This window comes from Enterococcus sp. 7F3_DIV0205 (assembly GCF_002141365.2).
Classification (GTDB): Bacteria; Bacillota; Bacilli; order Lactobacillales; family Enterococcaceae; genus Enterococcus_L; species Enterococcus_L palustris.
In genome coordinates, this window is the sequence record NZ_CP147244.1 from 2,130,599 (window position 1) to 2,152,708 (window position 22,110).

A 22,110-nucleotide genomic window follows, 5' to 3' on the forward strand; every position below is an offset into this window, starting at 1 on the left:
TTACAAAAAACGACAGAGGAGTGTTTTTATGTCTAAGAAGTTCACTTTTTTACTTATTCCGATTTTCTTTTTACTAAGTTTTAGCCTATTGCCGAATCAATCTAATGCAGCGCAAGTCAATCAAAAAGATCCTATCATGATGGCTTATTATCGTACTTGGCGAGATGTTACCATGCCTCACGATGCAAATTCAACCTTGCCTGATCAAAATGTTACGGCTATGACAGATATTCCAGAAGGCGTAGATATTGTTTCTGTTTTCCATTATGTAAATCCAGGGACTGATCAACAGAAATTTTGGGATACATTGAAAAACACTTATGTGCCTACTTTGCACGCTAGAGGAACCCGCGTGATTCGCACGATCGATATTAGAGAAGTGTGGAATGTCCCACATGTAGGTACGACACCAACAACGGCGGAATATGACAAATACGCTCAACAATTGATCGATACTTATCTGACACCATGGAATTTAGATGGGTTGGATGTTGACATGGAATCTAGTTTGACTGCTAAACAAGAAGAAATGGCTGTTGGGACTTTCAAAGCCTTGTCTAAAAAATTAGGCCCAAATTCCAATACTGGAAAATTATTGATTTATGATACAAATAAAGATAATCATTCTTTATTCAAAAAAACAGCGTCTTACTTTGATTACCTATTCGTCCAAGCTTACGGTCGCTCAGCTGCTTCTTTAGACACTACGTGGAATACGTATAAAACGTCGATCACACCACAACAGTTCCTCCCTGGAGTCTCTTTCCCAGAAGAACAAGATCGTAATCGTTGGAATGACACTGTAGAACCCTACGTAACTAGCCGTGCTTATGCTTATGCGAAATGGAATCCAAAAGATGGTCAAAAAGGCGGAATGTTTGTTTACGCAATTGATCGAGACGGGAAACAATTTGGCGATGATACAATCACCAAAACCGATTTTAACTGGACAAAACGCTTGATCAATACCATGAATGGTAACTAGTTAACAAATTTTGTGCGAAACTTAAACACTTCTTTAGAAAAGTTTTACAGTTTCAGATAACTTAATGCACAAAAAATTCATATTTGGTTTGTATTATATATGTATACCAACAAACAACCCTAACAAAACACTTTTTCATTTTTAACTCCTTTCCCACTCTTCCCCAAAGAGTGGGTATTTTTTTATTTTATAGCAGTAATAGGAATTAAGAATTAGTAACTTTTAAATAAAAAAGTTACTAATTCAGACATTTTATTCTTATATATGAACAAAAAACGAGGTTATCACTCCCCTTATTTAAACGGGAATGATAACCTCATTTTTTGCTAATACCAATATTTTTAATAAGACCTTAATTATATCTGTACATTCAAAATACTTACATCAACTTAAATTATCAAATTTTAGCGACTACACTCTGCAAATTTAATAAACCACGATTCTAGCTCTTCATATACACCATAATTTTCCAAAATCTCTTTTGTAAAGTTACATGGCAATTTCTTATTCAGAATACCTTTTAAGGCCATCTCTCTTTTCTTCTTATCTGGAATCTGAAGAAAAGTTTTATCCAATAAAAATTTTGGAACATCAGTTTTTTTCCATACCTCAACATCTGGTATATCTATACCAAACTCTTTGGAAATTAATTCAGGTGGAATATAATTTTCCATCTCCAATAGTTGGGTATTTATCCCGAAACGCCTACCGTCATTCAATCTATTAATTTCAATGATTTTTTCACAATACTCATTTACATCTGAATCATAAATATGAAATTCTCTGACATTAGAATCTTCAAGATAGTTTCTATCAATCCATTGCTTTAATTTTGAACCAGCCATAGGGATAATTGATATTTCTGATAAATCAATAATCTCTTTTAGTTCAGGTACTGCTTGATTAGTACGTTTCAGAAATTCCAAATCATTTTCTCCTTCAACGCAAATAACAAATTTAGAAGAAACAGATGGTAGAATACCTAAAGAACTTATAATTCCATTTATTTTATCCAATTCATTTGTTTCAACCCTAGGCTTCTCTGACGAATTTTTACTAATGAAAATTAGTGACTCTGGCTCAAACAGTTTAGCAATTTCTGGAGTATGTGTAGTAAATATAACTTGTGTGTTATCATTTTCACATATTTTCTCCAAAGACTGTAATATCATTAGTTGAAAATCTGGATGCTGTGATGTTTCAGGTTCTTCAATAGCATAAATAATCCCTTTACTATCTGCTCTCAAAAAAGATTTTTCTGCCTCAGCTCTAAAGTAACTTAATAATATTAATCTTCGAACTCCCGAACCTCTTTTATTTATAGGTATCTCTTTATCATCTGATATATTAAAACTAAATAAACTATCCCAAGCTTTTGTTTTATAGTTAGTTCCCAATCCTTTAGCAATAGAGTTATCAAATTCACTTAACTTTTTGAGAGTGTCTTCTCCAACCTTGGAAACTTCATTAATTATATAATTTTCTATTTCTTCCAGTTCTTCTAATTTTTCAGAAACTGCTTTTCTAGCTGCTGCTTTTAAAGGTGTCTGTATCTCATTGTCTCCATCAGAATTATTTCTATCCGACTGAAATAAAAAATACATAGGAAAGTTTTTAGATAATGATTTCCACAACGTTTTTGTGTCTGTTTCGATATTTTTTATGTTGATAGGATGTTCTCTTTTTTCTATATCATTAGTATAAAATTTATATAGCCTCTTCCTTATCTCAGCTTTTAGACTCTTGTTGACGTCGTTATAATCATCAATTTCATCTTTAATGTTTTCCAACTCTTTTCTCAATTCTACAATTTTCATAGTTAAAAATTGTTTTTCACCAATATAAGGAATATCGGCGATTATATTTATGCTTAAACTACTATTAGTAATACTTTTTCCTGTACAATCCCACCTTTTTTCTATTTCTAGTAGCCCATCTTTATTAAGTAAATATTCTTCTTTTAAATTTGTTGGATTACTATCATCAATTATTACAACTTCATTTTCGGGTACTTCAAAAAAACAAGTTATAGTATAATATTTATCTTCATCACAAGATATCAATAAATCATTGATATCTGGTTGAATAACACCATTTTTATTCTCTGCATTAAAAAAAATATCCAATGCTTCTAAAATAGTTGATTTCCCTACATCGTTTTTACCTATTAATCCAGTCATTTGTTTAAAATAAAAAATTTCTTCACCATACCCTCTAAAATTCACCAATTTCATCTTTACCAGTTTCATTCATATCACGACCTATTCTAAAATTATATGTATATTATCATACAAATAGAAAATAATTTCAATCAAAATTGCGTTTTTTAATTATATACCAGCTTAAGTGAAATACTTAAAATAGTTATTTTTACACTCTTCTTCAAATGATTTTCTTCCGTCTTAATCTCTCACAGAATATTTTAATTTCTTTTATAATTTATCTAAGAAAATTTTGGAAAGCACTTAACGAACATAATGAGTGGATTTTCTTACTTGTCAGTATCACATAGAGTAAATGCTATTTTCGTAAATACTCGTTCAACACTTGAACTTCTCCTTCCATTTGTTAAACTAAGAAAGAACGCTATTGAAAAGGTGGAAAACAAATGGAATTATCCATCCAATTACCGAAAAATTTTAAAGAGCAAACCGTTCGAGAATTACTTGAACAAGAATGGCTTGTTCCTCGCAAAGTACGACACTTTTTACGCACTCGAAAAAACGTTTCAATCAATGGTGAGTCAGCCTTATTTCATTTCCCTGTAAAAGGTGGCGATATTGTTACTTTACAGTTTGAACCAGAAGATTATCCAACACCAACGATTCTTTTAGGAAACAAGCTTAACATTGAAGTCTTATTCGAAGATGAACACTTAATTATTTTAAATAAACCAATCGGGATGAAAACTCATCCTAACCAGCCTGATGAACATGATACGCTCCTTAATCATTTAGCTGCTTATTTGGCACCAAAAAACCAAATTCCATATGTGGTTCATCGACTGGATAAAGAAACTAGCGGCGCAATACTATTTGCTAAAAATCCTTTCGTTTTACCGATTTTAGGACGATTACTGGAAAGCAAACAAATCTATCGACGTTATCAAGCGGTGGTTTCAGGTAATCTAAAAGAATCTTTGACCATTCGAAAAAAAATCGGGCGTGATCGGCATGATCGCCGAAAACGTGTGGTTGATGAACGACGTGGAGATATAGCTGTGACTCATGTTGACATTGACTCTTATGTGAAACAATCAAATCAAACAACTGTTTATTGCGTTCTGGAAACTGGAAGAACCCATCAAATCCGTGTCCATTTAGCGAGTATGGGACATCCAATCATTGGTGACCCTTTATATCACCCAAAACCGAATGGACGCTTGTTGCTTCATGCCTATGAGCTACACCTCACTCATCCGTTTACTGGAGAAGTAATTGTGGCAATTGCCAAACCTAGTTTATGGTAAAACAGACAAAACATCGAGTATAACGTCCTCTTCCAATGACGTTATACTCGATGTTTATTTTTTATTCGGAGATACATTTTTAATCGATTTAATACGATCTCCATTTATAGATAGGCCAAATTCTTGTTTCAACCACACCAATGATATCTTTTTTATCAATCATTCCATAATAGCGACTATCCGTTGAATAATGTCTATTATCCCCTAAAACCAAATATTTCCCTTTAGGAATCCGTTGTTGCTGTCCATTTGACAGCTGATTAATTGAAAAATCTTCAGTTACTAATTCTTCTTCTTGCTTCGCACGATAAAGAGCTGTTGCCAAAAAACGTTCAACGATCGGTTGTTGGTCAATGAGTAATTGATCATTTTTATAACTTACTTCTTCTCCTGGAAGCCCAACTACCCGCCGAATTGAGCGTTCTTTACTATTAGGAACATTAAAATAGACTAGTTTGAATCGTCTTACTTTCTTCAAACGATTCACATAAACTCGATCTCCATCACTAACTGTTGGAGCCATCCCATACCCTTCAAACATCGGAAGAGCAAAAAAAAGCTGAGAACTGAGCAGAAACAAGCCTATCACTATTATAATCGTGATACCTAGCTCCTTCCCAAAATCTTTTAGAGAAAAACGATGATTTACTTTATGCTTTCTTGTTGCAGAACTCTTTTTTATTCGTATTTGTTTCTGTTTGGCAGCTTGGGGGCGTGTCGGCTTATTTCTTTTCTTTTTTTTTGTTCCTACTTTCGTTTTTGGTTTTTGAAACTCTTCATTCTTTTTTTTACTCTTTGTTACAAGGTCTTGTTTACTTGCTTTTTTCATTTTATCAATCGCTTATTTTTTATTTTTAAGAGCTGCTTCATTCACTTTAAAATAAGTGATAACCTTCTTTTGGATTTTTTTCACTTTATTTAAATTTTCTACATATTCAGTATAAACCTCTTCTGAGCGAAGGGTTTCGACACTTTGATTATTCAGATTTAGACCTAATTCTTTCATCTGAATATAATAACGATTTAGTATCTGTTGTCCTTCGATCGTTAAGCGACCGTTCGCAGATTTTATACCGAAACTAGCAATTTTCGCTGACAGCTCTCGTAGATTGCTACTTGTTTTTTCAACATTCGCCGTATCTTTTACTGATTCTATTTGCTTTTCTACCTCTGATAATAGATAGTAACCTTGTACAATGTTTGCTGCATCTTCTTCAGCAAGATTGGTTTTTTGATAAAATTGCGTATACCATGCGCCTCCAGCAAGTAGTATAGCTAACACCACTAAACTAATTGCGGAGCGAATTTGTTTTTTCTTTTTTACCTTTAATCTGTATCGTTCCCGTTTTATTTTCTTATTTTTCCGCTTATTTTTGCTTCGTTTGCCTCTTAATTGTTTTTCCTTTTTATTCGTTATAAAGGATAAGGACAGAACAAGTAGGGCAAATAGGCTGATGAGGATAGCTCCCGATAATAAACCTATAAAAAACCAATCCAGTAACAGCATTTATCTATCCTCCTCCATCAGTCTATACTCTGTCCTTTTTTTTAGGCTGTTTTCTTTTTCCTTTTTTCTTCTTACCACTTTTTTTATTGATCATTCGAACAATAACGAAAATAGCTATACTTAATAGGAAGATCCCACCTACTATTAAAGCAATTATTACCCAATTAATGCCGTTTTCCTGTAATAGAGAGACATCTTCTTGGTTAAACTTATCCGCATCTTCATCAGTAATCGTAAACGGCTCTTCCCACGACCATTTTCCTCCATCTGCAGTAACGTTGATCCGAGCGCGGTAATCGCCAGCCACCATTTTCTCCCCATTTAGCGAAACAGGAAAATCAATCATCGAATTAGGTGCCATTCTCATCTTGCTTTGCTTAGTGTCGTAGACAACTTCGTCAGAGGATTTCTTCATTATTTGCACATCAATCGTCATCTCATCTATAAAAGCTGCTTCTTTATTAGAAAAATTAATAAAAATAGCATTTCGGTAATTCTTAAGTTCTGGGTATACTTTATTTAATTGCAAATCAGGTTTGATTTCTTTATCTGTTTCAGTCAAAAGCATTCCAATAACATAAGCATACTTATTGATCACCATGCCCTTTTGACTTTTCTTTGCCTCTTCTGATTCTTTTTCTTGGATTTCAATGCCACCAGAAATCACGCCATCAAATGTTGCTTCCGGCATTGCAATTTCCATATTGTAATCCACCGTTGCTTTCGCAGGAATCGTAATGGTTTCTGGTCCTTTTACGATATCGCTAAAGTCATACTTAAGAGAGGTATCTTTGGCTAACGAGGACGAGCCATATTCTAGAACACCATTACTATTTGTCTTTGTACTATTTAGTCGAACGTCCATGACGATCTCTTTAGTGCTACTATTACTCATTTGAATGGTTATTGTTTGTTTTTGTCCTGGTTTCATCCGTAAATCAAAATAGCCAACTTCATTATGCTGATTTTCTGGATAAATTGCTTTATATGTAAAACCGCCTTCTGAGGCATCATTTTTGTCTTGTTCCGCTGCTTGAACTGGCATAGTTAAACACCCAAACATTATGTATATAAGAGCGATCAGCCAACTGATTTTCTGTTTTTTCATTCGTGTCATTTACCTTTCTTAAAAGAATGACAGGGGCACTAGCTCAAATGAGCTAGTGTTTCCTGTCTTTCTATTTTTGCTATTTTAACTCATGGTTGATTAACGCGCTGAAGCGATAGTCCAAGTAACAACAGCTTTATATTCACTTGCTGTTGATAATTTGTTGTTTGCTGCTGGAATAGATAATTTAACTGATTTGTCTGCAGTAGGATCTGTGCCATCTACTGTCCCAAATGTTAAATCAAATTTACCAAATCCTTTGGTTGTGTCTTTTTGTTCTACAAATGTAACTGGAGTGCCATCTGTTAATAATTCTCTTGTTGGCGCAACGATTGCTGATGAATTCAATTGAGTAGCTGCATCACCAGTTGTGCCTAAGCCAATATTTGAGAAAGTTAATGTTGAGCCTGTTAACACAGAATTAGCTGTATTTGTAAATGGCGTTGTTACTTTTGCTGATACTGTATGCGTATTTGGCTTATCGTCTGCACGTGTATCTTTAAATGTCACAAAGTTTGGCATATCAATGATATTTGATGGATTTGCTTTTTCTGGAGCTTGGAATGTTTTAGCATAGTACTCCCAACCGCCATTTGATGCTGCAGTAATACTATTCTCACCAAATTTAAGTGGTGAAATAGCGATTATTTTTAGTGGCCCGTTATCAGGATTTGGCGTTGGTTCACTAATTTCAGGTCCATCTGTTCCTGGTGGCGTTACTGTATCATCTTCACTATCTTCTTTAAATTTGATTGTCGCATCTCCGCTAAATTCCTCTGGTGCGGCTTTCGCTACTGTTGGTAAAGCTAATCCTAATCCTACTACTGATAATAAGGCAGCTCCGCATAATTTGTGTGTTAATTTCATTTGTGTTTCCTCCTAAGATTTTTGTTTTATTTATGGCAACTCGGATAAAATCCAAGTTATCACCGTTTGGTAGTTTCCAGGTTCTTTTATTGTTTTCCCTGGAACGTTTAATGATACAGCTTTGTTTTCATAGATTGGCTTATTGTTAAAATCGGGATCTAACAGTGGATTCCCTTCCTTATCTAAACGAGGAGTAAGGGTATCTTTTTGGTTTTGATCATTTTCTATCGACGCACCGAAAATAATTGACCAATTCCCTGTTCCTTTACCGATCTCTGCACTTGCCAAATTATAGGTTTCACCGATATTGTCTAAACGTATAACTTCTTTTGACACTAAGGGTGCTTGATCTTTACTTGTAATGGAATTAGCCCACGACTTATCTAATGAAATAACTGCTCCTTTTAATTCTTGTTTTGTAGCAGTATTCATAAATTGGGTTTCCTGACGAATTTGTAATTGCCAACCACTTTTTTGTTCTCGATAATCTGATATTTGTGCAAAATTCCCACGAACACCTGTATTATCTTTAAATAGTTGGGCATTGGCATAGTAGCTTTGATCCTCATCAGAAATAGCATTCGTCCAAAAGTTAAGTTGTGGAACAAAATCGAATCTTAACGCCCCATCTGTCGTTGGACTAGGTCCAGGATCAGCCGCCTGATCCGGATGTTCAGGATCATAGGTAGCTTTGGGATACTTTCCATTAAAGCCAATAGTACCTTCACCGTCCAAGCTTGTTGATTCAGCAAAAGTCGTAGTTGGCAGAGCCGGCAGCAGAAAAATCGCCATCATAAAAGAACACATCAATTTCTTTTTTATCATCGCTCGCTGTTCACTTCCTTCTTCTCTTTTTTACGTTTCCAAAAAAAGAAAATTAGAGCAAGCAATACAAGTGCACTTCCGCTAAAGAGCAGACTTTTTTTCACTAACTCACCTGTCGTTGGAAACTTTCCTGTTGGTTTTACAGGACGAGGAGGAGTAGAAATACTTTGACTTGGCTTTGTTTCAGATGTAGTTGGTTCAGTTGAAGAATCTGTACTTTCTTCGTAAAAGCCTACATCCGCTTGAGTCTGAACTTGTCCACCTTCCTCAGCCGCATGAACTGGAATAGCTTTTACCACTAATCCCACACAAACAAATGAGGTCAGAATCAAATAAAGAATTCTCTTTTTTTTCATTTTTTTGCCTCCATTGTTAGTATGTTTGTTCTATACGCCAAGTCAGGTTCGCTTGATAGTCACCAATTTGTTTAACAGTACCTGGAAGTACCTCTAATCGTAAACCTTGTTTAGATGGTCCCCAAGTTTCTGAACTAACATCGTACTTTCCTGAACTGCTGTGCTTGTGTTGTAGGATTTCTTGCGCATCGGTAGTTAACGTTTTTTCTTCGGTCGCCGTTTTATACTTCAATGCTTCAGCCAACGTATGATCGGTTCCAGAAATTTCCATTTCGTGATCTAACTTTACTGTTAGCTTCCAATTGGTCAACGTTGCACGATTATCCCAAATAACAAGCGGTACGTCATAGTCAGGATTGTTTTCAACCGTGGCTTTCCACGATACGTTGTGCGTACCAAAATTGATGACTTTTGGACCAGAATCAATTGATAACGTTCCTTTAAATTTGTATTGAACAACCGTTCCACCATCTTTGATGATTACACCTGTAGCATTATCAGGCATTTTATCCAAAACGTATTTTTTAGCTGCAACGGCAGCCAAAGCATCTTTGACATCTTTATCTCTAGTCAAATCTATCGGATAACCAATATTACCTGTAATCACGACAGGAGCGACTCCTACAATCGGCAAATCTTTTTCATCTACAAATTCAACAGTCAACGTATCAAGACTTTTGGAAATAGTAACTGTAAGTGTTCCTTGTGCTTTCGATGTCCCCTCTCCATACGAGAGTGTCACTGCATAATCTCCATCAACAGGAACTTGTCCAGCTGCCGGTGGTCCAGGCAATGTACCTGTTGTAATTACGATATCCTCAGCATTCAATTCAGTTACTGAAGTCTCGTTTATTTCAAACAGTTGTAATTGTCCTTTGTCACGAATCATAGTTAAAATACCTGCAGTTGTTTTAGGATAGTCAATTGCCGCAATAGAAAAATCGTTTCTTTCGATGATATATTTATCACTGATGATTGAATTTTGATCTTTCACATAAATCGGTACTTTAACATCTGTTGTATTTCCAGCTTCATCTGCTAGCGTTACATAAAAATAGGCTGGTCCAATGGTAGATACAACCTGAGCAATATCTTGGCCTGATTTTAAAGTAACACTGATCTTCTCTTTGGCTGTTACATTGTCTGACCACTCTGTTAAGAACTTCGTATAATCCGCTACATTGCTAATAGCTGAAACATCCTCTTTATCAACGAACGTAAATTTACCTGTTCCTTCAGGTTTAGTTTTATCGTTAAAAGTTACATGGATCGTTACTGATTTTTGTTCGCCGTTTGAGTTAACCGTTAACACGATTGGATATGGAACTTCTTCTTTGTTCCCAACACCAGAAGTATCGATCGTGACCTTGGTTTTGTCTTTAGTAATATCAGCAATAGCAGCATTGTTTACTTCAATTGCTTTGATTTTACCTTGTTCAATGACATAATTACGTAAGATGTCTTCAGTCGTTGAATTAGTGTCCCAATCAGAACGATTTACTCTGAAATCCGTTCCTTTGATGCTATTTGCACCACCTTGTCCATCGAAAACATAGATAGGAACTTTTACAGGAACGCTGTCATTACCAGCTTCATCTGTTAAGATCAAATAAAACTCGTTATAGCCTTCATTTGCTACGAGTGCATCAAAATCGGTATTATCCGCAAAACGAATAGTGATTCTATTTTGCTCGGTGTAATCATCACCCCATGTTGCTAAGAACTTAGATAAATCTGCTTCATCTTGAATGAACGCTGAATCTCCAAGAGGTACAATGGTTAGTTTCCCTGTTCCAGTCGGTGGCGTCTCATCTCTTAACGTTACTTTGATCACTTTAATAAGATCATGACCTAAACCGGACATAGCTGCCGGTACTTTCAACGTCACATTATAAGAACCACCAGTGGTAGTTGGAGACATGCCGTCTAAATCAGAAACTTCGATTTTATCTGTCAACGACGTTTGAACGCCATCAACTGTTTTATGAGCATTAGCTTTACTTTCTTGAAGAATGTACGTTTTTAATTGGTCTAACGTCAATCCGTTGATTTCTGTTGCGCTCACACTAATATCGTTAGCATCAATCTTATCCAGTGTGTCATGAACAATTAATTTAGATGTGATAGTAGATTTATTTCCAGCTTCATCAAATAAATCTACTTTTACAGTATATTCACCCTGTGTTTGCATCCATTCATCGATTTTAGATTGCGGAGTCTCGTCATTAAATTCATATCTGTAGTTTTGCGGTGCTGGGTTTGTATCTTGTGGATTTGCCACAAATTGGTTTGCGTTAGGAGTGACTTCTCCAGCTGCTGTGTGGTATTCCACAGACTCTCCCGTAGGCGCGGTCTCATCTAGTACCGTCTCTATTACAAAAGAATCTTTCCCATTTAACCAACCGTAAGCTTTGATTTTTTGACCTGCTTTTAGCTGTACATTATCTGGAATATCATACGTATATTTTCCATCACCATCTGCAATAGTATGAAACTTCCTCGTATCACCTTCTACAGGTGAATTAACATTCGGCGGCGTTAATAACACATCTTTGCTTGGATCATTTTCGTCTGTAACAATATAAAATTGAATCGCAGCGAAGTTGTTAACTACGCCTGTTAATTTTTGTCCATTCGGAAGATTTCTATTATCACCAGGTGTATTTAAACCTATGACGACATCTGGTATATACTGATAAAGTACTCTTGAAAAATTTTCCGTTCTATAATTGTCTAAAAAGCTCTGCTGAATAGCATTGGTTACACTGTTTCCGGAAACACTAGAGGTTGTAGTTCCACTATATCCCACCTTCACACCATACATAGGTGTCCAGTTATAGGTAGGTTCAGGTGAAAGGGCATCTGCTTTAGTCCAAGCAGAAACTTCTTGAACATCTGCCAGGAATGTACCTGGATTCGTCATGTTTACGATGTTCACATTTGGGTTTCCACGTGCATCCAAATCAATTTGTTTCGCATTTGCGAATCGGAATGTTGTATTACTTCCGAAATCCAACATATTACGTCTGCCAGAGCCATGTGAAATTACTGATTCAAATACGCCTTTATTGCCAATCAAAAAGGTAGAACCATTTCCAGCGTAAATTTGAGAAGATGTTGAATTATCTTCATTATCCGACTTAAAGTGTGCTTCCCCTTCGTCTTTAACCTCAAATTGAGCACCGCTAGACAATTGTAAAGTTCGCCCTGTTCCTTGGTTTTTATTTAAAATTACGTTACCTTTTGTTCCCACATTAAATTTAGAGTTAGAACCCATATCTATAACAGGGGCACCCGTTGTCATGTTGTTTGCATTAATGGTCATCACAGCACTGTCCGCAATATTAATTGCTGAGTTTTGCTGTAACATAATTGCGGCTCTACTGTTGCTATTGGCAATTGGTCCACCGACATTTACATTGAAACTTCCTCCTTCTGCTACTGATATGGAGGTAACCCACTGCGCTGTACTTGCTTGATACCCTAATCGAACAGGCACACGTGTTGTTCCTTCTGCCGTTTCTACATTCAAGGAGGCATTTTTGCCAACTGCTATTTTTCCGTTGCGCTGAATACTTATTGCAGACTCGATCGTCCCACCTGCAGTTTGCCAGGAGTTAGACTCCCCTGTATTTCCCAGTGTTCGGATTGTTGCAACTGCATTTTCCTCAAGTATTGCTGAGGGTTGAACTGATTGAGCCCAGTTTGTATTAGAATACCAGCTACCTAAAATGATTCCATCACCATTTTCAACCTCGATCGTTGTATCTGTATCTTTCCCAAAAATCAAGGTGTGTGATTCCAACCCAGATTGATTTGTATCAGCTACTGAACGTGTAGTACCATTGTATGAGGTGTAGCTTCTTGCAACAGATTTAATAACATTCTTCTCTTCAAACCTGAGAATCGCTTGAAAAGAAGCTGTTAATTGCGAACCAGTATAATTAACATTTCTATAAGTTATTCCTGATCCAGCACCATTTTCATCCCACATTGTGATTGGACCATAGTAATGTCCACCATACATATTCACATTATCAACTACCGCCTTATGAACAGCAGTTGTAGATGTCGGCCATCGGTAAGAGTCACCAATAAAATCCAATGAATGACCGTTACCTAACAATACATAGTTAGCACGTGCAGTGCCAATATTGATGTCATTTCTACTCGTTCGAGTATTGGTCATTGAATTTTGAACGTCAATTACCGTAATAGCTGAATTTCTTAATGCGGCATCTAATTCCGCCCATGTTTTTGGTTTGGCAACTTCACCGATATAAACAATCACTTCAGTCGAAAGATCTTCTGTAGTTCCAGAAACGTTGGCAGGAACTTTCAGTTTGATATGAAATTCCTTAAGCACATTTGACGAGAGTGATTCTAGCCCTTCAAGACCATCTATTTGGATTTGGTTGGTCACATCAGAAACAGAACCACCAGACATACCATAAGCTTTGGCACCAGAGTCTTTGATAATCATTTGCTTCAGCTTTTCAACATCTCCACCAGCTGTTTGAATATCTGCTAAACTTTTCGCGATATTTTTTGCCACGATCCCTGTGCCGTTTGTTGCCAGATTAAATGCTTGAATATTGGTTTGTTCAGGTGTGTTATCTTCAGTTGAAACTTCTTTCGCTACTGGCAATTGTGGTTGTTGCTCTGAATCGCTAGTAGTTGTTGTTTCTTTCACCTTCGATGTGTCAGACTTTTGCTGTTTTTTAGAAACTGCTTCTGTTTGACTTATAGAGGAATCTGTAGAAACTGATTCTTCCTGTGCTTTCAATTGTGTTGAACTAAATACTTGGAAAGCTACTAATGAAATCGCGCAGATTCCAATCGTTGATAATAAGGTGACTTTCCCCGCTATTACTTTTTTCAACTATTTTCCTCCTTTCTCCTTTTTTGTGTGTTCCTAAAAATTAGTAACACTATATTTCAAATTTTCACCTAGCAAGACTATTTTTCAAAAAGTCTCTTGCTTAGGTAAAAATAAGAAAACCAGTTATTCACTCCACTCTTTCGATTCAAATTTCCTAATTCATAACTAGTTAACTAACATATATCCTTTTGAGCGAATGGTTCTAATATAAGTATTTTCATTATCATTGCCTTCTAATTTCCTACGTAAGTGATAAATAATATTCGTTACTCTATACTGCTTATCTCCTTTAGCACTATCCCAAACATTTTTATAAATTTCGTTATAGGTCAGTACTTCTCCAACGTGGTTATTTAATAACTCTATTGTTTGAAATTCAAGTTTAGTAAGGCTAACTTCTTGATTTCCGTTTAATAACACACTAAAATTAGAATGAATCAATTTAATTTTTTGTTTCTCTTGTTCGCCATCTTGCGTCAGCTCGGTTGACCTTTGAGAACCTTTGGTCGATTTACCAAAATAGCGCTCTAAGTTTTTAGTGATGATCAATGTCAGTTCATCCGAGTCGATCGTTTTATCAATTATGCTGTCGGCACCTAATTTCATGTATACGATTCTGGTAGGCTTATCAGCAGTCTCTGATAATACCCAAATTAAAGCAGAAGTTCTTTCTCGAAGTTTAATAAGGGTGTCACAAACAATCCCCATTTGATTACCAATGGATGCTTCTTCAATAATCAAAGCGTCTAGTTTTTCTATGGTGTCAACCCATGTACTACAATCATTTAACTCAAGATGATAAATAGCGTATTCGGCTGCCTTTAATGTGTGTACATATGCACTAGTTGTCAGCTCGTTGTTTGAAGAAATAATTCCTATGTTATACATATGTTTACTCCCCTCTTTGTTCTATGTATTTTGGGTTACCTTTCAATAACATTATTTTTTGAAAGGTAAGTAGAAAAAGTTACTTCTTATTTTTTATCAAAACAAGAAATATCCTGTGTTATCCTTTATTTACTGGGGTTTGATTTGGACATTGACGGCGATTTTGACGGCGAAAAAAAACTAAGTTCTCAAAAATAGAGGAACTTAGAAAATATAAATAACTTCCGTTATTAAAAGCTGTATTTTAATAACACTCAATAATTTTAATTAAAAGTTAGAAAAAATTAGTTAAATAAATGCTAGTTTGTCTATTGCCGCTCGCTGTTCTTCTAGAAAAGAATTTGTGTATGTATCTAACGTCAACTTAATTGATGAATGTCCCAATAATGAACTAACCGCAGCAATATTAACACCTAACTCTACACAACGAGTCGCAAAAGTGTGACGAAGTGCATGAAAAGACACCTTGTCCAGACCTAGTTTATGTTTGATTCGTTCAAATCGATAGCTAACTGTTCTTGGTTCAACTGAATGTTGGTTACTCGTTACGACATATTCTGAAGTTGCTTGCTTCATCCAATGTAACAGAGCTTTTTTGATCTTTGCAGACAATGGAATTGAACGAACCGCATTATCTGTTTTAGGCGTTGTTTCAATGACTTTCGTTCGTTGCTCCGTTGAACTCGGCATAGTAATTCTCTGTTTTGTACGTCGAACATTTAATACAGCTGTTTCAAAATCGATGTCTTCCCATTTTAAGGCACAGATTTCTCCTATACGCATCCCAGTCTCCAATGCTAATAAGATTGGCAATCCTTTTATTGACTTCATACTTTCAGCTTCTACTGCCTTTTGTTGGCTTCGTGATAAAGCTTGAACTTTTTGTTTATTGATTCTGGGTAAACTTGTTCGCTCACAAGGGTTCATATAAATATATCCTCGTTCTCTAGCTGCTTCAAAACAACTTTTTACAATCCGAAAGACAATATGAATAGAACTAGCTGCTAAAGATTCTGACAATCGTTTAACTAGTTTATCTATATCTAATGATGTAATTTTCTTTAAAGAACGCTTCTCTAACCAAGGTAAAACATACAATTGAAGCTTACTACTATAGCTGGCATATGTGCTTTCTTTTATTGTAGGTGCCATAATATCCGCTAACCAAATATTGGCCCAGTCTCCAAATGTTCCATAAAATTCTTTGACTACGCCAACATATCCAAAGGATTTCTGTGCTTTTTTATCAATTAATTGCTCCTTTACTGCTCGATATGAACGCGCATAAATATAGCCATAATGGATACTTCCATCTGCTTTTCTTCCTTTAGGGTAACGCCCTTCCCAGCGACCATCTTTTCGTTTGTAAATATTCTCACCTTTGGCCAAAATAATCAAATCCTTCCTATATTTATTGACGGCGAATTTGACGGCTGAAAAAAACTTTCCGATTATTCCCGAAATTCGTTTGATTGTTCAAAAAAGTGAACTTCTTCAATTTTTTCTCATTTTTTTAGGTTTTTTTCTAAAAAATTGAAAATTTTTCTCGCTTTTTTCTCGTTCTACCTATTGATTTCTCTATTATAAAGCAATAGAATAAATTTATATGTTGAAATAATTTTATTTCTTTATCATTTTCTTCTTGTTTTGATAAAAAACAAGAAGTTTTTTTAATTTTTTTATCGTATTTTTATATTGTATATACATTTAAATTTAGCAATTAAAACCGCTTATTTCCCCTTGTTCGCTTTATTATTTCATTCTATGTTCATAACATAACTCTGCTCTGATCATTTACAAAAATATATCCATCTACGACAACTCTTCTTTCTATTTTTTAATCCCGACTCAAAAATAAAAACAGAGAAGAAAGTCATCAATAGATGATTTCCTCTCCGTTTAGTATACTTTTTAAATACTTTATTATATTCAATCATTTTTATCTTTTAGGCTTGTAAATACTGTATCACTTACTAACGCAATAGTTTATTCAATTGCTCTAATCCTAACTGTCTATATGCTTCAAAGAAACTTGCTAATCCCTCTAATACTTTTCGATTCATCCCAGCTTGATCATTTTCAACTTGCAAAACCAACAATGGTTCATGCAAACTCATCCGCAGTAAAAACCACCCACTGCCATACTCATCATAAACATTGACTCGAATTCCTTCATGATTTTCGGAATCAATTTTCATCCCTCGTTGACTTGTAACAAAACCACTTAAATCTCGAATCACTTGTTCACCATAATCACGAACATGACTGTCTAAAATTTCAAACCGTAATTCTTGGGTTTCTGCGGGTTGTTTTAATGAACTAATCAACTCCCCTAGCGTAGAACCATCTTTTTTTAATTTAGGCAACAGCATCAGGATTTTAGCAATAACGTAGGCACCATCATCTAAATAGTAGTTTTCTTTAAAAGCTGCATGTCCGCTTGTTTCGATTGCTAATTGTGTATCGATTCCTTCAGCATTGAGTTCGATCATTTTATTGATTACATTACGATAACCAGAAATATAGCGCACTTGTTTACCGCCAAGGGATTCGATAAACTCTTTTAAATGACTTGAAGTTGGTGAGTTTGTCACAATGCTGCTACCCGGATATTCAGCCAAAACGATTGTCGCTAAAACAGCAATCAGATTATTTCGGTTGATCACTTCGCCAGATGCATCTACAACGGCAGAACGATCCACATCTGTATCAAAAATCACACCTAGATCAGCTTTATTTTTCAAGACTGCTTGCTGAATACTTGTCATGGCTTCTTTATTATCTGGATTTGGAATATGATTTGGGAACATGCCGTCAGGTTCTAAGAATTGTGAACCTGTGATATCCGCTCCAAGTTTTGCTAGGACCTTTTCAGCAAAAAAACCGCCAGCTCCGTTTCCTGCATCTACTATAATATGAAAACCAGATAAAGGTTTTGCTTCTTTTGTTTTCATGCCCATACGAATTTTATCTGTTAAATCAGCAGAATAATCGTCTAAAATCGAAGTTTTGGTTACAGAAGCTTTTGCTACAAGTGCAGGTTTGTCTGCGTGTTCTAAAATATAGGCAATATCCGCTTTTTCTGCTCCGCCAGATTTCGTGAATAACTTCAATCCATTAAAATAATAAGGCAAATGACTCGCTGTAATCATAATTGCTGCATCACAATCATATTGCGGAAATTGAGTAGCCATAAACATGGCTGGCGTTGTCGCTAAACCAAAATCTAACACTTTGACATTTTGCTCAATGAAACTGTCGATTAATGCTTGTTTCAAGCTATCTGCTGAAATACGACTATCATGACCGATACCGATTGTTAACGTTCCTGATTGATGTTTTTCAGCTAAGTTTTTCTCATCACGAAGCCAATGAACCATTCCTACTGCAATTTTCCTGACTTGCGCTGGGGTTAAGTTCGCGATTTTCTCCTCATGATCTACTGCTATCCCTCTTATATCTGACCCGTTTTGTAACGCTTTCAAATCCATGTAACCAAATCTCCCTTCATTTTTTGATTGGTTTTGCTTAATCCATCATCGCTTCAAAACGTTCAACAACAGCGATCGCGTCATCTTCTGAGCGAGCAATGATAATGATTGTATCAACTCCTGCAACAGTCCCTGCAATTTCTTCATAACTGACTTCATCTAAAAAATTAGTAACGACATCTGCTGCACCCATATCTGTGTGAACAATCACCATAAATTGAACACGTTCCATCCGAATCACTGAATCTTTCACGGATTCCTTTAGCTTATCTTCACTGCTGGATGCTTGTTGTTGAGAGAATAAAGCATACTTCACGCGACCATCTGAGCCGTGGGTTTTAACGATACTCATCTCGCGTACATCTCTTGAAACAGTGGCTTGGGTTGCTTTAACGCCAGATTGTTCAAGACGTGCAATCAGATCATCTTGGGTTTCTATTTCATTTTCTGTGATTAGTTGTTTGATCAAGCGTTGTCGGTCTGCTTTTTTCATGTGTCCACTTCCTGTTTTGGTTATTTTCTTTATTATAGCGAAAGTCGAGAAAAATTGCATTTCTTTTTGGTAAAAATTACTTTATTTATGAAAAAATAAGAAAATCCTTCACTACAACTTAACTTTACAGCATTCACTTTCCGATTCGTTGACTATTGTGGAAAATAAATTTCTTTTTGGTTTCTGTACTCACTTGGAGACATCCCCATCTCCTTTTTAAACACTTTACTAAAATAATTTCCCGTTGAAAACCCAACTTTTTTCGCCACTTGGCCAATTGCTTCTTCTTCCCATAATAAAGACAGGGACTGAATGATTCGTACCTGTTTTAAATAGTTTATGGGGGATGACTTGTAGACTTCTTCAAACTGACGAATCAATGTATACTTTGATATCATGTATCTCTCAGATAGGAAATCTAAACTTATGTCTTCAAAATAATGGGTATCAATATATTTTTTTACTGCCTGAATTCCATCCGTTTTTTGTTGAATTTCTTTCTGGATTGCTTCCTTAATATCCAAAAAAAGCGCAAATGATATTTTAGCATTTTGTACTGCACTCAACTCACGATCTTTTAGATCAATCACAACGCTTTTAAGCCTTTCAAGCAAATCCATTGATAATTCTATAATAGAAATCGATGTATCCAACCATTGCGTCATTATAGCTGAAAATTCGATAAATAAAAAACGCCACTCCTCACCAAAATAGCGATAATTGCCAGGTATTTTAGCAAAAAAAGCGTTGTTTTCCCTGAGAGCAATTTTTCTCCCGCCCATTTCTAAGAAACCTTCACCTGTTAATGTCACCTGCAAAACAATCAGCTGTTCTTTTCGAATACGAGCATCCCAATTATAAGTACTACTGCCCTCACCTATACCAACTCCACGAATGATCGGCAAATGGTGATCATCTGTATAATGGAATTGACGAACAAAATTCTGCAATTTATTACCCTCCTTGAAATTATTTCGTCTTGTCGATTCCTATTGTACTCGATACTATGTATATAATAAACGAAAAGGAATGATTGACATGACTATCTCTTTCGATAACAAACAAAACATTTTCCATCTAAGCAACAATACAATCAGTTATATTATAGGTGTCGAAAAAGGAAAATATCTTACCCATAGATATTTTGGACCTTATTTAAGCAGCTATCATCAAGTCAACCAGTTACAACATATCGATCGCGGTTTTGCTACAAATCCGATCAGTGAAGAACGAACATTTTCTTTAAACACATTGCCTCTTGAAACGAGCACACAAGGAAGTTTAGATTATCGGGTGGGTAATTATCAATTTCGAAATTCAGATGGTTTTCGGATCACAGATTTTGTGTATGATCGTTTTGAAATTTTGCAAGGGAAGTCTCCTTTAAAAGAGTTACCTTCATTACGAGGAGAAACACAGCAGACGTTAGAAATCTACCTTATCGATCCTGTCCAATCCCTTGAAATGGTTCTTCGTTATACAATCTATGACGATCTCCCAGTTATTACGCGCAATGTTGAGTATCGAAATAATGGAGTACAGCCTATTTATTTGGAAAATGCAGGCTCTATGTTGCTAGACTTACCACGTTCTGATTTTGATCTATTAACTCTTAATGGTTCACACACCAATGAAGCGATGATTCATCGGCAACCACTTCATCCAGGTATTCAAAAAATAAGTTCGACCAGAGGAACGAGCAGTCCGCAACATCATCCGTTTTTAGGACTTGCCGACCGCTATACAAATGAAGATCAAGGACATGTTTACGGATTCCATTTTATTTACAGCGGGAATTTTGTTGCCCAAGCCGAGGTAGAACAATATGGAAGTACACGTATCCAGATAGGAATCAATCCAGAAACGTTTGAGTGGAAATTGATGCCTGAATCTAGTTTTCAAACACCAGAAGTCGTGCTAAATTTTAGTGATCAGGGATTTAACCAACTTTCTCAAACATTTCATAAATTGTACCAAACGTATTTAATACCTGAATATTGGCAAGAACAGGAACGACCAATTTTGCTTAATTCATGGGAAGGGAATTATTTTGATTTTACAGAAGAGGACTTAATTAACCAAGCACAACAGGCACATGATTTAGGGATTGAATTATTTGTTTTAGATGATGGCTGGTTTGGTCAACGAGAAGATGATACTACGTCTTTAGGAGATTGGTTTGTCAATAAAACCAAACTGCCCAACGGCATTGAACATTTTGCAGATATTCTACATCAACAGAACATGAAATTTGGTTTATGGTTTGAACCAGAAATGATTTCTGTGAAAAGTCGTTTATTTGAAGTGCATCCTGAGTGGAGTTTACAAGTACCTGACTATCCTCAAACCCAAGGAAGACAACAACTTGTTTTAAATTTAAGTTTACCCCAAGTTCAAGATTATCTTATTCAGGTATTAAGCGATTATCTTTCTTCAAATAAAATCGATTATGTAAAATGGGATATGAATCGACACTTGACTGAAGTTGGTAGTTTTATTTTGCCGAATGATCAACAAAAAGAAGTGAGTCATCGATATGTTTTAGGACTGTATCATATTTTATCTGAAATAACAAAACAATTTCCACACGTATTATTTGAAAATTGTTCGAGCGGCGGTGGACGATTTGATCCTGGGATGGTCGCCTATATGCCTCAAACATGGACAAGTGACAATACGGATGCATTATGTCGGACACAAATCCAATACGGTTACAGCTATCTTTATCCACCTATTATGATGGGGGCACATGTTTCAGATATTCCCAACCATCAATTAGGCCGAAATACACCATTAGAAAGCCGCTTCTTAATTGCGATGAGTGGGAATTTCGGCTACGAACTAGCCATAGAAAAACAGTCTCCCAAGGTATTATCAGAAATAAAAGATCAAATTACTTTTTATAAAAAACATCGGAGATTATTGCAATTTGGGCAATTCTATCGAATCAAAGAAATTGATTCAACTTATGCTACAGCTTGGTTATTTAAAAATGAAACAGAGGCTTTGCTTGTTTACTCCAATGGTCTTGCTCAACCTGCTCAACCTGTTCAATATGTAAAGACAAACTATTTAGACGATTCTATACGCTACAAAGACACGGAAACGGGAAATATATACAGCGGTAGTGAATTAAATCATGCCGGCATACTCGTCCCAAGAATAAAAGGCGATTTCCAATGCTTTTACAAACATTGGACTGTGCTTGACGAACTAACTAAATAGTCTCTATAATACAT

Annotated in this window: 16 protein-coding genes; 3 read left to right on the forward strand and 13 right to left on the reverse strand. The window is 35.7% G+C overall.

Going from position 1 to position 22,110, the window contains the following annotated elements; translation table 11 throughout:
- The first annotated feature begins 28 nt into the window (after window positions 1–28).
- A complete protein-coding gene (locus A5821_RS10185) occupies window positions 29–985 on the forward strand; it encodes an endo-beta-N-acetylglucosaminidase family protein (RefSeq protein ID WP_086314468.1) in 957 nt (318 codons plus the stop codon).
- Between the two features lie 404 nt (window positions 986–1,389).
- On the opposite strand, the gene A5821_RS10190 is transcribed toward A5821_RS10185, so the two are convergent.
- On the reverse strand, window positions 1,390–3,234 hold the full coding sequence (locus A5821_RS10190) for an ATP-binding protein (RefSeq protein ID WP_086314469.1): 1,845 nt from the start codon (window positions 3,232–3,234) through the stop codon (window positions 1,390–1,392).
- A 359-nt stretch (window positions 3,235–3,593) separates the two neighbouring features.
- Between A5821_RS10190 and A5821_RS10195 the strand changes: the two genes are divergently transcribed.
- Entirely contained in the window at window positions 3,594–4,454 is an 861-nt protein-coding gene (locus tag A5821_RS10195) for an RluA family pseudouridine synthase (protein ID WP_086314470.1), read from the forward strand.
- A gap of 88 nt (window positions 4,455–4,542) precedes the next feature.
- Here A5821_RS10195 and lepB read toward each other — a convergent pair whose 3' ends face one another.
- The 12 genes from lepB to A5821_RS10255 all read right to left on the reverse strand — a co-directional run bounded on the left by lepB (window position 4,543) and on the right by A5821_RS10255 (window position 19,821).
- Window positions 4,543–5,283, reverse strand: a complete 741-nt coding sequence (gene lepB / locus A5821_RS10200) for a signal peptidase I (protein WP_086314471.1) — start codon at window positions 5,281–5,283, stop codon at window positions 4,543–4,545.
- A gap of 12 nt (window positions 5,284–5,295) precedes the next feature.
- On the reverse strand, window positions 5,296–5,961 hold the full coding sequence (locus tag A5821_RS10205) for a hypothetical protein (protein WP_086314472.1): 666 nt from the start codon (window positions 5,959–5,961) through the stop codon (window positions 5,296–5,298).
- A 22-nt stretch (window positions 5,962–5,983) separates the two neighbouring features.
- Complete coding sequence (locus A5821_RS10210) at window positions 5,984–7,069, reverse strand: DUF916 and DUF3324 domain-containing protein (protein WP_086315684.1); 1,086 nt, start codon at window positions 7,067–7,069, stop codon at window positions 5,984–5,986.
- A 99-nt stretch (window positions 7,070–7,168) separates the two neighbouring features.
- Window positions 7,169–7,936 (reverse strand): WxL domain-containing protein, encoded by a 768-nt coding sequence (locus A5821_RS10215; RefSeq protein WP_086314473.1) that lies wholly within the window; start codon window positions 7,934–7,936, stop codon window positions 7,169–7,171.
- 30 nt (window positions 7,937–7,966) lie between these two features.
- Complete coding sequence (locus A5821_RS10220; protein WP_086314474.1) at window positions 7,967–8,761, reverse strand: WxL domain-containing protein; 795 nt, start codon at window positions 8,759–8,761, stop codon at window positions 7,967–7,969.
- The gene (locus tag A5821_RS10225; RefSeq protein ID WP_086314475.1) at window positions 8,758–9,117 is read right to left on the reverse strand and encodes an LPXTG cell wall anchor domain-containing protein; all 360 of its coding nucleotides are present in this window, start codon (window positions 9,115–9,117) and stop codon (window positions 8,758–8,760) included. Before A5821_RS10225 ends, A5821_RS10220 begins: the two co-directional genes overlap by 4 nt.
- Before the next feature lie 16 nt (window positions 9,118–9,133).
- Entirely contained in the window at window positions 9,134–13,999 is a 4,866-nt protein-coding gene (locus A5821_RS10230) for a pectate lyase-like adhesive domain-containing protein (RefSeq protein ID WP_086314476.1), read from the reverse strand.
- A gap of 165 nt (window positions 14,000–14,164) precedes the next feature.
- Entirely contained in the window at window positions 14,165–14,887 is a 723-nt protein-coding gene (locus A5821_RS10235; RefSeq protein ID WP_086314477.1) for a winged helix-turn-helix domain-containing protein, read from the reverse strand.
- Between the two features lie 288 nt (window positions 14,888–15,175).
- Complete coding sequence (locus tag A5821_RS10240) at window positions 15,176–16,276, reverse strand: tyrosine-type recombinase/integrase (protein ID WP_086314478.1); 1,101 nt, start codon at window positions 16,274–16,276, stop codon at window positions 15,176–15,178.
- A gap of 584 nt (window positions 16,277–16,860) precedes the next feature.
- Entirely contained in the window at window positions 16,861–18,378 is a 1,518-nt protein-coding gene (locus A5821_RS10245; RefSeq protein WP_086314479.1) for a phosphomannomutase/phosphoglucomutase, read from the reverse strand.
- Window positions 18,379–18,415: 37 nt separating this feature from the next.
- The gene (gene argR / locus A5821_RS10250) at window positions 18,416–18,871 is read right to left on the reverse strand and encodes an arginine repressor (protein ID WP_086314480.1); all 456 of its coding nucleotides are present in this window, start codon (window positions 18,869–18,871) and stop codon (window positions 18,416–18,418) included.
- A gap of 152 nt (window positions 18,872–19,023) precedes the next feature.
- On the reverse strand, window positions 19,024–19,821 hold the full coding sequence (locus tag A5821_RS10255; RefSeq protein ID WP_086314481.1) for a helix-turn-helix domain-containing protein: 798 nt from the start codon (window positions 19,819–19,821) through the stop codon (window positions 19,024–19,026).
- A gap of 88 nt (window positions 19,822–19,909) precedes the next feature.
- Between A5821_RS10255 and A5821_RS10260 the strand changes: the two genes are divergently transcribed.
- Window positions 19,910–22,096 carry an alpha-galactosidase gene (locus A5821_RS10260; RefSeq protein WP_086314482.1) on the forward strand — a complete coding sequence of 729 codons (2,187 nt, stop codon included), beginning with the start codon at window positions 19,910–19,912 and terminating at the stop codon, window positions 22,094–22,096.
- Window positions 22,097–22,110: the final 14 nt, after the last annotated feature.

Excerpts from the sequence above, each read along its gene's own strand:
- A5821_RS10185 (WP_086314468.1), top strand. The coding sequence starts at position 29 with ATGTCTAAGAAGTTCACTTTTTTACTTATTCCGATTTTCTTTTTACTA.
- A5821_RS10190 (WP_086314469.1), bottom strand. The coding sequence starts at position 3,234 with ATGAAACTGGTAAAGATGAAATTGGTGAATTTTAGAGGGTATGGTGAA.
- A5821_RS10195 (WP_086314470.1), top strand. The coding sequence starts at position 3,594 with ATGGAATTATCCATCCAATTACCGAAAAATTTTAAAGAGCAAACCGTT.
- lepB (WP_086314471.1), bottom strand. The coding sequence starts at position 5,283 with ATGAAAAAAGCAAGTAAACAAGACCTTGTAACAAAGAGTAAAAAAAAG.
- A5821_RS10205 (WP_086314472.1), bottom strand. The coding sequence starts at position 5,961 with ATGCTGTTACTGGATTGGTTTTTTATAGGTTTATTATCGGGAGCTATC.
- A5821_RS10210 (WP_086315684.1), bottom strand. The coding sequence starts at position 7,069 with ATGAAAAAACAGAAAATCAGTTGGCTGATCGCTCTTATATACATAATG.
- A5821_RS10215 (WP_086314473.1), bottom strand. The coding sequence starts at position 7,936 with ATGAAATTAACACACAAATTATGCGGAGCTGCCTTATTATCAGTAGTA.
- A5821_RS10220 (WP_086314474.1), bottom strand. The coding sequence starts at position 8,761 with ATGATAAAAAAGAAATTGATGTGTTCTTTTATGATGGCGATTTTTCTG.
- A5821_RS10225 (WP_086314475.1), bottom strand. The coding sequence starts at position 9,117 with ATGAAAAAAAAGAGAATTCTTTATTTGATTCTGACCTCATTTGTTTGT.
- A5821_RS10235 (WP_086314477.1), bottom strand. The coding sequence starts at position 14,887 with ATGTATAACATAGGAATTATTTCTTCAAACAACGAGCTGACAACTAGT.
- A5821_RS10245 (WP_086314479.1), bottom strand. The coding sequence starts at position 18,378 with ATGGATTTGAAAGCGTTACAAAACGGGTCAGATATAAGAGGGATAGCA.
- argR (WP_086314480.1), bottom strand. The coding sequence starts at position 18,871 with ATGAAAAAAGCAGACCGACAACGCTTGATCAAACAACTAATCACAGAA.
- A5821_RS10260 (WP_086314482.1), top strand. The coding sequence starts at position 19,910 with ATGACTATCTCTTTCGATAACAAACAAAACATTTTCCATCTAAGCAAC.